The sequence below is a fragment of the Paenibacillus pini JCM 16418 genome (assembly GCF_000576305.1).
In the GTDB taxonomy this organism is placed as follows: Bacteria; Bacillota; Bacilli; order Paenibacillales; family Paenibacillaceae; genus Paenibacillus_AQ; species Paenibacillus_AQ pini.
In genome coordinates this window covers 48,843-63,578 of sequence record NZ_BAVZ01000008.1, presented here as the reverse complement: position 1 = coordinate 63,578, position 14,736 = coordinate 48,843, and the positions used below count along the sequence as shown (strand labels likewise).

11 protein-coding genes are annotated in these 14,736 nt (G+C 41.4%); 3 read left to right on the top strand and 8 right to left on the bottom strand.

Annotated elements, in window-relative coordinates:
* Positions 1-28: 28 nt before the first annotated feature.
* Positions 29-661 (top strand): hypothetical protein, encoded by a 633-nt coding sequence (locus JCM16418_RS23765; RefSeq protein WP_052020256.1) that lies wholly within the window; start codon positions 29-31, stop codon positions 659-661.
* A gap of 95 nt (positions 662-756) precedes the next feature.
* On the opposite strand, the gene tyrS is transcribed toward JCM16418_RS23765, so the two are convergent.
* The 3 genes from tyrS to JCM16418_RS12950 form a co-directional block, all read right to left on the bottom strand.
* Entirely contained in the window at positions 757-2,019 is a 1,263-nt protein-coding gene (gene tyrS / locus JCM16418_RS12960) for a tyrosine--tRNA ligase (RefSeq protein ID WP_036649759.1), read from the bottom strand.
* Positions 2,020-2,436: 417 nt separating this feature from the next.
* Positions 2,437-4,131: a methyl-accepting chemotaxis protein gene (locus JCM16418_RS12955; protein ID WP_036649546.1), complete on the bottom strand. Its 1,695-nt coding sequence runs from the start codon at positions 4,129-4,131 to the stop codon at positions 2,437-2,439.
* Positions 4,132-4,476: 345 nt separating this feature from the next.
* Positions 4,477-4,866 carry an iron chaperone gene (locus JCM16418_RS12950; RefSeq protein WP_036649544.1) on the bottom strand — a complete coding sequence of 130 codons (390 nt, stop codon included), beginning with the start codon at positions 4,864-4,866 and terminating at the stop codon, positions 4,477-4,479.
* A gap of 121 nt (positions 4,867-4,987) precedes the next feature.
* Here JCM16418_RS12950 and JCM16418_RS26355 point away from each other — a divergent pair, with 121 nt between their 5' ends.
* Complete coding sequence (locus JCM16418_RS26355) at positions 4,988-5,110, top strand: hypothetical protein (protein WP_256203054.1); 123 nt, start codon at positions 4,988-4,990, stop codon at positions 5,108-5,110.
* 67 nt (positions 5,111-5,177) lie between these two features.
* Here JCM16418_RS26355 and JCM16418_RS12945 read toward each other — a convergent pair whose 3' ends face one another.
* Complete coding sequence (locus JCM16418_RS12945; protein ID WP_036649542.1) at positions 5,178-7,733, bottom strand: winged helix-turn-helix domain-containing protein; 2,556 nt, start codon at positions 7,731-7,733, stop codon at positions 5,178-5,180.
* 314 nt (positions 7,734-8,047) lie between these two features.
* A complete protein-coding gene (locus JCM16418_RS12940; RefSeq protein ID WP_036649540.1) occupies positions 8,048-10,117 on the bottom strand; it encodes an S-layer homology domain-containing protein in 2,070 nt (689 codons plus the stop codon).
* Between the two features lie 409 nt (positions 10,118-10,526).
* On the opposite strand from JCM16418_RS12940, the gene JCM16418_RS12935 reads away from it, so the two are divergent.
* Positions 10,527-11,879 carry a uracil-xanthine permease family protein gene (locus JCM16418_RS12935; RefSeq protein WP_036649538.1) on the top strand — a complete coding sequence of 451 codons (1,353 nt, stop codon included), beginning with the start codon at positions 10,527-10,529 and terminating at the stop codon, positions 11,877-11,879.
* Between the two features lie 327 nt (positions 11,880-12,206).
* Here the strand turns inward: JCM16418_RS12935 and JCM16418_RS12930 are convergent, their stop codons facing one another.
* The 3 genes from JCM16418_RS12930 to JCM16418_RS12920 form a co-directional block, all read right to left on the bottom strand.
* Complete coding sequence (locus JCM16418_RS12930; protein WP_036649536.1) at positions 12,207-12,827, bottom strand: hypothetical protein; 621 nt, start codon at positions 12,825-12,827, stop codon at positions 12,207-12,209.
* 118 nt (positions 12,828-12,945) lie between these two features.
* Complete coding sequence (locus JCM16418_RS12925; protein ID WP_036649534.1) at positions 12,946-14,118, bottom strand: ABC transporter permease; 1,173 nt, start codon at positions 14,116-14,118, stop codon at positions 12,946-12,948.
* Complete coding sequence (locus tag JCM16418_RS12920) at positions 14,102-14,734, bottom strand: biotin/lipoyl-containing protein (protein ID WP_036649532.1); 633 nt, start codon at positions 14,732-14,734, stop codon at positions 14,102-14,104. The genes JCM16418_RS12925 and JCM16418_RS12920 overlap by 17 nt, the downstream gene beginning before the upstream one ends.
* Positions 14,735-14,736: the final 2 nt, after the last annotated feature.

The window sequence follows — 14,736 nt, the reverse complement described above, 5'->3', positions numbered from 1 at the left end:
TAATCTAATCCATAGGAGATGTTAAAACATGGCTGAATCAACGGAATATGCACAAATTGTTCGTTTTAGAAACTTGTCAGGTCAAGATAATTATCGGGGAAGTCAATGCTATATCACTTTACCGACAAAGAAAGAATTGGTTGGTGCGGACGTTATTAATTTCTATTGTGGTCTTACGCCTAGTGGCGCTTCCAAGGGTTTCGAATGTGGCGTGTCGACTCGTCCATCGACGCATGGAACGCAGTGGAGAATTTTCACGAATGGTCCAGAGGGTGACAAGAATAATTATGGTCTGACCTTCAACGATGGTGATACACTCAGCCTTAAGCTTTATTTGAATGATGATACCAATAAGGTAGAGTTCAAAGTCAATAATAATACAATCTTCACATCTGCAAAAACGTATGCTAATGGGCAGGCACGCATTGTTATTGCTGGTGGACAGAACAATCCGGATACAACAAAGCCGTTTATTGTTAAACATAGTGCCGTTAGCGTCAGTGAATTCATGCTGAAAAATTCAGCTAAACAATGGGCATCTTTCTCTAATACGATCGGGAATTATGATGTGGAATCTTGGCCTGCTTCTAAAAATTTGCCTAAACTATACAAAGTAACTTGGAATGGGGGAGACAATTTCAAGGCCAGCTTGCAGCTGTAATGAAGTAATCTTGTGTCGTAACAAATATGTACCGGAAAACACAAAAATTGGCCCTGTCGCAGACCATGCGAACAGCGGCCAATTTTTGTGTTGTACTAATCCACCAACCGGATCAGACTATATTTCTTCTTCCCTTTACGGATAATGATAAACCGACCATCAAAGGATTTGTCTACGGTTACTTCCGTATCAACGCCCTCTACCTTCTCACCATTCATGCTGATGGCACCATTCGTAATATCTTCTCTTGCTTGGCGCTTAGAAGGTTCGATCCCTAGATCTACTAACCAATCCACAATATTCTTCGTTTCTTTGGTAGCTTCGAACGTAGGCATTTCTTTAAATCCCTGCTCGATTTCATCGGCTGTGAGTGCTTTAATATCTCCACTGAATAGTGCCGCCGAAATCTTAATTGCTTGTGCCAAAGCTTCTTCATCATGAACGAACTTCGTCATTTCTTCCGCAAGGACGCGTTGTGCTTCACGTTTGCCTGGCTCTGTCGTCACTTTATTCTCAAGTTCACCGATCTCTTCTTGGGATAGGAACGTGAAGTATTTAAGGTATTTCACCACATCACGGTCATCTGTATTTAGCCAGAATTGGTAGAATTCATAAGGTGATGTTTTATCCGGATCTAACCAGATTGCGCCGCCTGCTGTTTTACCAAACTTCGTACCGTCTGATTTCAGCATCAGTGGAATCGTTAAGCCGAATGCTTTGGCTTCGGAGCCTTCTTTTTTACGAATCAAGTCCAGACCACTTGTGATGTTCCCCCATTGATCCGATCCACCTATTTGCAGTTGAACGCCCTCTTCAGCGTAGAGGTGATGGAAGTCCATGGACTGAAGAATCTGGTATGAGAATTCTGTGAATGAAATTCCGCTATCCAAGCGACTAGCTACAATATCTTTCGCGAGCATCGTATTGATGTTGAAGTTCTTTCCGTATTCACGCAAGAAGTCGATCACGTTGATTGTATGGGTCCAGTCGTAGTTGTTCACCATTTTCAGCTTCGCATCATTATCGGTAACAAACAGCTTTTTCATCTGTGCTGTCAGTGCATTCACATTCTCTTGGACCTGCTCTAATGTCTGTAATGTGCGCTCAGACGCACGTCCACTTGGATCGCCAATCGTTCCTGTAGCTCCGCCAATCAAGATTACCGGTAGATGTCCGTAAGCTTGGAATCGCTTCAACACCATGAATGGAATCAAGTGTCCGATATGCATGCTATCTCCCGTAGGATCGACACCACAGTACAGAGCAATCTTCTTCTCGCTCACGAGTTTACGTAAGCCTTCTTCATCGGTCTGCTGGTTTATCGCGTCGCGCCATTCTAGCTCATCAATAATATTCATGTTACTCATCCTCATCAAGCCCCTTTAATATATAATGTTGATTCATCTGCTATAGGTACCCTTCTCTATGCCATGACGCAAAAAACGCCCCTATGTCTACGATAGACATAGGGACGATTCATTAACCGTGTTACCACCCAAATTGCATCAATAGCGTGTTGCCACGGCTACTCATACCACTCTTAGCCATCTTATCGTTGGCTAGTCCGCTTAGTGTTACCTAAGATACTCCAGAGTGTAATTCACAGAACTGTTTGTGCTAGGTCACATCAACCCCCAGCTTTCTGAATAACAGGGACAGCTTGCTACTAATTCCTTCAACGTATACCGTATATTAGATTACAGTCAGTATAGAGAATGAGGGGGCGGTTGTCAATTCATGATAGCAGTTTACGTATGATCCACCCAAAATGCAGTCTACACCTTAAATTTCCCAACCGCTTTCTGCAGATCTTCTGCCATATTAGCCAATATGGATGCCGAAGAGGTGATTTCCTCCATGGATGCCAGTTGTTCTTCTGTCGATGCCGCTACATTCTGTGATTGCAGAGCTACTGATTTAGAACCCTCTGATATGACCTCAATGGCTTTCAATACTTGTTCGGAGCTAGCCGATATCTGCTGAGACGATGCCGATACATCCTGAACCTGATCTGAAACCTCATCAATATCCTTCTTAATTTCATCAAAAATCTCGCCTGCTATACGAACGACTCGGATACCCTCATCGACCTCTTTGACTCCCACTTCTACAGACTCCACCACAAGATGTGTATGATTCTTGATCGTCGCAACCAAACCTACAATTTGCTTCGCCGATTGAGATGATTGTTCTGCTAATTTACGAACTTCCCCCGCAACCACGGCAAATCCACGTCCATGTTCACCTGCTCGAGCTGCCTCAATGGCTGCATTCAATGCTAACAGGTTGGTCTGTGCAGCAATCTGGGTGATCACCGTTACGATACGTTCGATTTCCTTCGAGTTGCCTTCCATCTCCGTAACAGCACCCACCAAATGCTCCATAGTTTCATGTATGGAATTGATTTGCTTCACTGTTGATTGTATGATTTCATTTCCCTCTAGCGCCCTTTGGGACGTTTGTACCGTAAGCGATGAAGCTACTTGAGCACTTGAAGCAATTTGCTCGATTCCTGATGACATTTCATGAATGGCCTGAACACTTTCGCTCACGCTATTCGATTGCATTTCAGCACTCGCCGTTACATCTTGAAGCGTTAAAGCAATGCTATCTGATGCTTGACTAGATTGTTCCGCATTTGCCGTTAATTCCGCTGAGGAAGATGCAACATGCTCAGAGCTATTACTGATCTGCTCTATTAAACGACGAAGGTTTCCCGACATCTGATTGAATGATATAGCAAGATCGCCTATTTCATCCTTTCTTGTCATCCGAACATCCTCTGTAGTTAAATCACCTTGCGCAATTCGCTCGGCAATACCTGCCATACGTTTAATAGGTCTCGATATCACCCTTGAGGTTAAATAACCAATTACAATGGCAAGTACAATAGCTATCAAAGAAAGTAACATCACATTCTTAATTGCTTTTTTAACTATACTTGTGTTTTTTGTACTCGCTTCCTTCATCGATTGGAGCTGCTCATCTTCTAGCTTATTCGTGATCGGCTCTAGCTGACTGCCTACCGGAACTACTTCCTTCTTATAATAATCAATAATTTCATTAGAAGGTTGATTGGTAGCATACATGGTTATTAATTGATCATAATTTTGTTTAAATTTATGATTGATTTGATCCAGTTCCTGAAGTCCTGCCTTAAGATCCTTCATTTGAGTCATTTTTAGTGTTTCCTGAATCAGTCCGCTTACAATATCGTAAGCACCATTTAGGCCCTCTAAAGAACTTTTATCTTGTGTAAGCATATATCCACGTAATCTACTGAATTCTACACTAACATTCTTGTTTATTTTCTGAACATTCGATAGAATCACGACACGCCTTTGAATGAGATCAGAGCTTGAATCGTCTATTTTTCGTAGATAATACGTTGAAATACTGCTGGTGATTCCTAAAAGAATAGCAATAATTAAAAATGATCCAATCAACTTTTTCCCAATGGTCAATTTCATGATGCACATCCCGTTATCATAATATGTAACACTTCATATCCATGTCCGCTTAATACATGAACTACACCGTAAATAGCAACTCTATGTATGTTTTAACTGTCTAATCTCCTTCTGCTCTACAACATCGGTGTAGCTATTTTCCGAAAAAATAATACACACAAAAGAACCCTTATTAAGGGTTATAGGAATATGTGCTTTATTTCCTAAACTTGTTCAAGCAGAAGCTTGATGACGCTCTATCATCTTCTTTTCCACCATATCGTATCCAAGTTTTGAGGGCATGTCAATTTTTTCACATTCTGTTGTGATAGGTAATAAATATATTCGTATTGTACTGAACATACGTTATTTCTTGTTTTTCTGTTTGTCTTCATTTTTTTGTGCATTCTCAGCCACTCTAAAGGTAACGATTCTGCTTATGATGTCATAAGGCATGGGCTTGTTTAAAGGAAATTGTACGGACCCTTTGGCCCCTTTATATGACGATAATTCTTCTTTAAAAGCTTCAATTCCGCTTGGAGTTGGATAAAATCCAATGTGATTTTTATAGGCAGCAAAATGCACCAAATTCCCATATAATTCAAAGGTGGGCATTTGGTAGCTCATTTTTTCCTTCGCGTCTGGGGCCGCCTCATGAATCACTTTTCTTAACGTTTGCATGATTTCCTGAACCTCTGTGGGGTATTTAGATATGTATTCATCCATGGAATCCGAAGATGTTTGATGTTCTTTCATACCTAGGTTCTCCTTTCACAAGACAATGAACGTACCCGTATAAGTATCTCATACTGTAAGGGCGTTTAATTATATATTCGAGATGCTCTGGCGCTATTCCTATCTCTAAGTAGATTTATATTTGGAGCAAATTCATGCTTACTTTGACCTTCAAAATGCCAAGTTTCTTGATGGCAGCTACTTCTTCTTTCGCCCATACCAGAATGTACTTGGCATCGGCGAAATCAGTGCTGCATTCTTTTAACTATAGGACTTTATTACCAAAAAAACACTCCCCAAATGGGGAGTGTTCCTGAAAAAAGAGGATGGAATTACCTAAGTATTCTTAATTCTTTGGCAGATTGTAGCGCTTGAACCCGATTGTTGACGTCAAGCTTTCTATATATATTCTTAATATGGAACTTTACGGTTTCCCCTGTGATATTCAAGCAGTGAGCAATTTCCTTATTGGACATTCCCTCAGCAATCAATCCTAGAACCTTTGCTTCCTGATCTGTTAATATTCCTTTATGTGACGATTCCTCTGATGGTTCTACATTCAGGGCTTGAAGCAAGTGCTTAATATAGCTAAGCGAAACTGGAAGGGTTCTTAGCCGAAGGCCTTTCTGTAATTCTAGATACGTAATTAACATGTCCGCCATCATCGGACCCTCATCTACAAAACTTCGGATATACCCCTCTGGTTCGGCCAAGTGAAGGGCATTCTCCAAATGAATATGCATCGCTTCCGTTTCGCCCAATTGATGAAGCGCCATGCTCTGCATCATTAGAACCTTGATTCGATCTCGAAGACCGTCTTCGCTACTTAAAACAAGATATATTCGTTCAAGCAAGTATAGAGACTCAGCGATCCGTTCGCAGCCAATAAGCACTCTGGCTAAAGATAAATACTCTGCCATCCGATTCGGTATAATTTCATCCGCATACGTTAGCCCACATCTCGCAAGCCAATCTGAAGCATCTTGCATCGAGCCTTGTCGCACAGCTAAACAAGCTTGTTCCGCTTCAATTTTTAACATAAACAAATCATAGTCGGGCGAGTCAATCTGTAACTTCAATTGTGTGAGTATTTCTGATGCACGATGTCCATTTCCTTTAGCTTGCTGAATCCGTGAAGCACTGAAGGCAATATGAATCAATATCCGAGCAAAAGGCTCCATATCCTTACGTCCGAGAACCTGACCTATATAATGCTCTGCCTCGTCCAATCGGTTCCACTCGTACAGTAATTTGCTATAAGAAGCCACCAAGTAACCAAAGAAAGGATAGTCGTTTTTATGTTCCCATATAGTAACCCATTTCGAGAGGAATCGATCAACTGCATGAAGATCGTCGATCAGCACTAATGGATCATCAAATGATTCATACCCTTGATATCGGTTGCGCCCCATCGTTTGAAAGAAGCTACCTTCAGGCAAATATTGTTCTACCCATTCCAAGTATACGGATGTTCTTTCCAAGTCCTTTTGAAGATAAGAGGCCACCGAGCAGAAGAAATAAATATTGCCCATGATCTGGTTCCATTCCACATCGCTCATCTTCCCTTGCAAGGCTTGAAAACGGATTCTAGCCTGTTCAATTCTACTAAAGGCTATCTTCCATTCTCCGACTCCCAGTAAGACGGATATATAAAATAGTTCGATCATAGGCTTCTCCGCAAAGGAGTTTTCCGGTAACACCGATACCCATCGGATCAACACCACACTTTTTGACTGTACTAAGGTATGTAAATTCTTCTCAATTAACCGCACCACATCCTGGGTTTGCTTCCCGGCAAAATAATGCTCTACAGCTTCTTCATCAAAGCCATGACTCTCTAGCCAATTTGCTGCATGTATATGTACTTCTAGCCATTGGTTTGGATCCGTTCTAAGCAATATCTGCTCCAGAAAGTCGGAAAGTAAATGATGATATCTATACCAATTGCGATAATCGTCTAAAGGGATAATAAATAAATTCAGCTGCTCAAGCTGCTCCAACTGCTCTTGACTATTCTTTTGGCCTGTGACAGCTTGGCATAATGAATAATTCATTCGACTTAAAATAGAGGTTTTTAATAAAAATGAGCGTACTTGCTCTGTTTGTTGATAGAACACTTCTTCTAATAAATAGTCTGAAATATGATGCTGCTGTCCACTAAATTGCTGAATGGTCTCCGAGATATTGTCACTACGTTTCAGAGAGATTGCAGCGAGCTGTAATCCGCTAATCCAGCCCTCTGTCTGATGGAACAACTGCATGACCTGCTCCTTGGTGAGTGATAGATCGGTCACATCCTGAAAAAAGGAAATTCCTTCGTCCAATTGAAAACGCAAGTCCTTTATAACAATTTGAGTAAACTCCCCTTTGGCAAGAAGTCTTGTCGTAGGTATTGTCAATTCAGTGCGACTTGCAATAAATATATGGATATGAGAGGGCAAATGCTCAAGCAAATACGTTATCGAATGATTGATAGCAGGAAGCTCAATGACATGATAATCATCTAAAATAATGACGAGTTCACTAGATAGATGATATAACTCATTTAGGAGGGCCGCAATCGCAGACTCAGAGGATACCTTGTTCCCGCTTTTAATAATCGGTCCAAGCATCTGGGCGAATTGGGGTATTTTCTCCTGAATGGATGCGATTACATAACTCCAGAACTGCACCCAATCATTATCCTGCTTATCTAACGACAACCATGCAACCAGACCATCATATTGCTTCACCCATTCGCTTAAAACGGTTGTCTTGCCGTAACCTGCTTGTGCGGAAACATGCGTTAATTTAGTTTGCATACCCTCATTAAGTTTACGTATCAACCTTGGACGATCAACCAAAGTGCTACGTCCATGAGGGAAGTGAAGCTTCGTTGCTACAATCAAGGGAATCCCTCCGTATAATACATGACTACTCTCTTCATTATATCTTGATTTTTAAATAAGCTTCGTATTTACAATCATAGAAACTCCTCCACATTTAAATTCCCCTTATCACGTCAATAATTCGACAAATTTCTCATTTCTCCTTTTATTACCAAAATTATGATAAGCAATTTATTGCAGATTGGAGTGATACGATCACTTGATGATATATTCGGAACCATCCATATTAAACACTGTAAATGCAAAACAAACATGGATGATCCTAGTGGACCATCCATGTTTGTTATTTTTACGATCTAAATCATTTAAAACAACTATTCAATATCTAATGAAAGGCCAAGACTGACATTTAGCGTACGCAGAATCATGAGCAGTGACTCTGATCTTGTAGCTTTAGCGTTCGGTTTAAATGAACCGTCACTCGCTCCTTTTACAATGCCGCTATCCGATAAACTATTAATTGCATTCTCTGCCCAAGAACCTGAAACATCATTGAACTTCGCTTTGTTTGAAGCTGAAGTTGTGTTTATTACTTTGGCAAGCATAGCTGCAATTTCCGCTTTCGATATGCTTTGATTTGGCTTGAATGAACCATCTGCGTAACCATTAATTATACCAATTGAATTTAGCGCTCCGATGGCATTAGCTGCCCAATGACCTTTAATATCTTTAAAGCTGGCGTTGCCCGTGGACTCTATTCCAAGTGCTTTTGTCAACATAGTCGCAAATTCTGCTCTAGTAACCATAGCATTCGTATGGAACGAACCATCCTCGTATCCCTTAACCATTCCAAGCTTCGTCGCGAACTCAATTGCTTTAGCTGCTGGTGAACCTTTGGGAACATCCTTGAACGCTATTGCAGGTGCAGATTTTGCTTTTTCTACTTGAGCCTTAATTACATCACCATTTAGCTTCTCATTCAAGACTGGCTTAGGTGCTGGCTTAGGTGCTGGCGTTGGCGTTGGCGTTGGTGTTGGTGTTGGTGTTGGTGTTGGTGTTGATGGTGTTGGTGTTGGTGTTGGTGTTGATGGCGTTGGTGTTGGTGTTGGTGTTGATGGCGTTAATGGCGTTAATGGCGTAGAAGGTAGTGGTAAAACAGTTAGATTAACTGTTGCCGCCGTATGACCTGAAGCAGTGTGGCTAATGGTTACTGGCTTGCCATGGTTGCCTGCTCTGGTTAAGATTGCCCCATTCGCTGGAATGGATGTATATCCTGCAGCGGTTCCATCTGTAAATGTTACCGTTGCCGTTGATCCATCGTTATTTGTTTCCGTGATTACCATGCCGTTCAATGCCAATATTCCATCTTTCGTTTCTGTATAGCTCATTTTGGTTGGCTGAGCCGTTACGTCTATGCTATTTACGACTAGTGCATCCGTAGCTGCATAAGTTACCGTAAAGCTTACGGTATTTCCCACGTCTGAACCCGTTGTCTTTGTAGATCCTACTGTATCCGAACCCGTTACTGTTGGGATGAATGCTTCTTCTTGGAATTTTTTTGAGTTCTTTGAAGTCAATTCAACTGTTGCCGTGTAAACTTGACCCGCCTTGAATTTGCCGTCTGCTGTTAAGTCTTCATTCCAAGTTACATTGGATACGGTGTAGTCTTCATTAGCTGTTGCCGCTTCTATCGCTGCTGCATCTTGTGGGGTTACACCTAGCACCGGCGCAACGATCGTTGCTGTTGCTGCTTCGATGCTGGCTGTAGTAATCGAAATGGGATTCGAACCTGAAGACAACGAAATCGATTTTTCCAAGATATCACTAGTGCTGGATTTAATAATGAATGTGGCCAATCCGTTTTCTGTATACGTGGATAAACCTCCAGTTACAGTATCCGTTCTTGTATAATTAAAGCCTGGTTGATTGTTATCAAGAGGGTCTGTATTGAAAAAAGTTAAATTTAGGTCAGTGGAAGAAGCGAATATTTCTGTTCGATCATCCACAGGTTCGTTATTAGCATCTTTAACCGCGAATACTAATTTTACATAACCCGGATGTACACTATCTTCCACAGGTTGACCCTTTAGAATGGCATGATCTGCAGCCAATGCAGGTTTGGATACTGAGATTTCGAATACATTTACACTACCAAGTCCATAACTATAATTTGGAACCCAACTCACAGTGCCGTCGCTTACATAGCCGCCTACAATTGTTTTAGTGCTTTCAGTACTGGCTACTACAGAGGAAGCTCCCATAGGGACATCAGGCACTTGAACTGCTTCTCCATCCGAATATCTCACAAATAAATCATCTTCAACACTTAACTTATCATTATAAAAATAAAATGTTATCGAACTCGTTTTGATCACACATCCACTTACCACAACCAAAATCAAAACTGAAACTAAACATAACCATCGTGTTGACAATCGTTTCATATACATTCTCTCTCCATTATAAATAGGCTCTCGGCCTTGGCCGAGGCAGATATGACAAAAACTTCCCTGTTTCACTAAAGTTCCAATTCACATTACTACTAACTCTCAAAATAGAAAATCCCCCATTTGGGGGGGAAAGAAAATTCGAAAGATACAATCCATCCATTCTGCCATTCTGCTGAAATCCCATTACTACCATCAAGACTAAACTTCCTATCTATCCGCTTTTTAGTATAGACTTATCATTTTTAACCGCTTATAATAACAAATATGTCTTGAAAAGCGAACATTAAAGAAGTAAATATGCATTAATATATGTAAATGACAGATTCAAACAGTAAAATCGTGATCAAGTGACATTCTGCATTAAGATATAGAAAAAAACTAAACAAATGAGGTGCGCACCAAGATGAAAACAGAAGCAGACAAGCATGAGCAAGCTCCAATGAACTCACCACAGTTAACGGTCTTACCGGATGAGAAGCTTTCATTCGGTAAATCCACCATCTTAGGTTTACAGCATGTATTAGCAATGGATGTCTATGTTGTCCCTTTCCTTATTGCGATGCTAATTGGCTTACAATCTAATCAATCAAGTGCTTTAATACAATCTACCTTTATTGCAGCTGGACTTGCTACGATTGTGCAAACCTATTTCTGTATGAAGCTGCCTATGGCCCAAGGTCCCTCATATGTTCCTCTTGGTGCTATCGTTGCGATTTATACCGCTAGTGGCGGCGGAGATTTAGGCTGGAGCTCCGTACTCGGTGCAAGCTTAATTGGAGCAATCTTCGTTATCATTCTGGGCTACACTGGCATATTTAATAAAATTGTTAAAACTTTTATTCCACCCATTGTTGGCGGTACGATTATATTCATTGTAGGTCTCTCTTTACTTCCTGTTGCCATCAGAGACAATATTTATGGCGCCACCGACGCTACAATTAATCAAAATGTAGTATTAGCCCTTATTTCAGGTGCTGTACTGGTTATATTCGTAATTCTAGGTTCTTTGTTTGGTAGAAAGGGGGCGATATTCCGTACGACATCCGTCATGCTCGCGTTAATTGTCGGATGTATTTCTGCCGAGTCCATGGGCGTCCTTGACTTCACCGCTGTGGCAAACGCCAATTGGTTTAGCATGCCGCGGATCCCTTTTAAGGATTTCGGCTTTTCATTCGACTTCTCAGCTATGATCACGATGATTATTATTTATCTTGTATTGCTGGCTGAAACAACAGGCACATGGTTTGCAATTAGCAACGTGATTGATAAACCATTAACTGAGAAGAACATCAACCAAGGTGTGATTGGAGAAGGTATTAGCTGTTTAATCGCTTCTGTTCTCGGCTCAACGCCGGTTACAGGCTATTCTACAAATGCAGGTATTATTTCCATCACCGGTATTGCAAGCCGCCGAGTCTTTCTAGCTGTAGGAGGATGGTTTGTCCTCTTCGGTTGTTCCGGTAAATTAGCAGCGCTGATCTCTTCGATACCAACAGCGGTCATTGGTGGTGTATTCTGCATCGTCTGCGGTATCATCTCGATTAACGGTATCCAGGTCATGAAGAACGAGAGAATTGGCGAAAAACAAATGTATATTATTGCGATACCTATGATTTTGACATTAGCATTAGTGCTTATTCCTAAAGATTTCTTATATACGCTACCTACTTTTGTACAATATCTATTCGGCTCACCTATTCTAGCTGCTTCTCTTGCAGCGATTGTATTAAATAAAGTATTGCCAAATGCAAAGTAAGTAATTTAACATACGGAATTTAAACAGGGCAGCCCCAAAGACTACATCTCATGTAGCCTTTGGGGCTGCCCCTTTAAGCAAGAGCAGAAATTTCGAAGTGGGGAGAGCTCGAAATATAATCATCGGTGTTTTAATAACCCAGCGAGCCTCCATTCTACCTAACAGAGATTTCAGAAAAGTAGAGTAGCTAAAGTCCACATCTATTTAAAAGCATAAAAATAAGGTAGATACCTTGTAAAGTACCTACCTTTTGAGTGATATATTCGTATTTAAACTGCTGCGCTAAACAATACATACTAATACATCGAAAATACACCTAAGTACTCTTTACTCTAGACCATGTTCTTTTCGTATCTTGTACAAGGCATTAAGCAGCAGCTCCGCAGGATCACGATTTAACTGCAAATGGGTGAATAAGAGATGTAAAGAAATTGCACATACGTTAGGGCCTTCTGATATCGACGGAAATCCGACTTCAAAGACAGGACCATACTTTTCGTTCCAGTCTAGGCCAGCATGTACTTGCTCTGGAGCAAATTCTTCGGTTATTTCTTGAATACATTGAGGAACGAGCACATTGTCTATAATGGCTTTAGCTTCATCTTCACTTGTAGGTTGTTGCGGAAGGGGTTTCCCTCCCTTTGTCTTCATAAGTTCAATAAAGAAAGAAGCCATCCAACCTGCAGGATCATTGCCCGACTGGAACCTTGCAATCAATTCACGCAGAAAAAATCCACAAGTATATATATTGTTTGATTCATCCTTCACATGGTACACAAACACGGGACCATAAGCTTCTAATTGGATTACTTGTCCCTCAACCTCATTAAAATGCACCTTCAACGATATGATTCCATTTTGATAAACAGCATTTACTAGTTCAACAAAATTTTCTTCGGACATTTCTTGATTATCGTTTACTTCCTCGTTTGTCGTCTCATTATTCATTTTCGTACCCCCTCCGCTATCTATCATACCATTTGGAAGGTTGAACTGACATATTTGTTCAGCTAGGAATTATTGATTTTCTGATAATATATTTAATCATTACCTAATTCCCTATTAATTAACTACTGCTCGAAAAAACCGCTGATTTCGCAATCGATTCCCGGCTAGAATAAACCTTCCGTGATTCCCGTAGAACCAGTAATCCAATGAATAAGGACACGGCTCCAATAATAATTAGCAGCGCCCCGATTTCCTGACTATAGACTGATAGGGAACCATCCCGAAAAGCCATTCCGCGTATAAGGCGGTTAAGCCAGTTCATAGGTAATACCCATGCCGAAATTTGAAAGAATTGTGGAAATGCAAGCGGAGTCAGTTGAATTCCAGTAGCAAGAAACGACGGATACAATACGAAGCTGGTTCGTAAAGTGACTTTTGACATGTCTTTAGCCGAATAACCAATTAGCATGCCCATGAGTGTTAAGGCAAAGGCGTACACAAGCAGTGGAATGATAAACAGATAAGGCGCCGCTTCAAACCGCATGCCCCCCACCTGCTTCAACAATCCATAGCATAGCAGCAGCGAAATGGTGGTCAAGGCAGCGTAAGGTACACTACGAATCCACAGCTGCATTGGAGACTTTCCGTGTACAAATAGCTTTCCTTCCTGACGTAGGCGAGGTACAATCGAGCCCGCAGCGCTTGTCGTAATCATTAACACCACAATGTTCACAAATCCAAGCACCATAAAGCCTACATAGCTTGTGGTTGGATTAAACAGCATTCGCTGCTGAAGAGATAGTGGAGAAACAAGTCCTTTAGATATTTCAGCATCCATCCCCTTTTGAATCAGACGGGTCATCAAAAGGGTCATATTTTCCGTTTGAATGATCTCCTGAATCGCGGTCCTTATGCCGGTTAGTCCGGAGGGCATCGTGTTATCCATTAAGATTCCGATATTCGTTGACATCCCTTGCTGCTGACGCAGCTCCAGCTCTTGGGGAAGCATGATGACTGCAACAGCCTGCTCATTTGCCAGCAATATTTCTGGGTTCAGGCGGCTGGCATACACACTTGTGATATTCATATACGGGGAAGCATTTATTTTAGAAATCAGCTGTCTTGAATACGAGCTATGATCCTCATCAATGACAACAATAGGCGATTCCGAGATTTGGTTCTGAGAGAACATTAGACCAAAAAATATAGCCGCGACAAGCGGGCCGATAAAGATCAGGCGAATATACTTACTCCCCGATACATACTTCCACTCGTCAATCAGTGATTTCATCAAGTTTCACCTCCGCTGTCATCCCCGGAAGCAAATCAGCATTCGAATCCATAGCTATTCGGACAAGAAACATACTTAAATCGGCCTGCCCTTTTTCGCGTGTCATGCGCAAGCTAGCAAATTGAGGGGCGGCTGAGATTGAAGTTACAACACCCGTCACCTGATCTTGATGATCCAAATATGGAAAATCAACACCGATGCTTTGATTCATCTTAAGCTTTTGGATCTCACTTTCCTGTATGTAGAGGTCTGTATAATAGTTATGTTTTTGCAGAACTGCCATCGGCGCTCCTTGCTTTACTTGATCTCCTGGCTTCACAACAATACTGCCGACCAATCCATCTTCCGGAGCGAGTACATCCATTTCTCCTGCATCAGCTGATTTAACTTTGAATAGCACTTGTCCCATTTTCACAGCATCGCCTACAACCGCGCCCACCTCTACAATCGACCCTGCACTCTTTTGATATACGATTGTCGTTTGCTCCACCTCAAGCACACCTTGTTTCCTGCTCTCAGCCTGACTCACAGCATCCTTTCCTTTAACAGCTAGAAGAGAACCTCCAATGATCAGCGCAATCGCAATCCCAATATATAAACCTACTTTAATCTTCATTC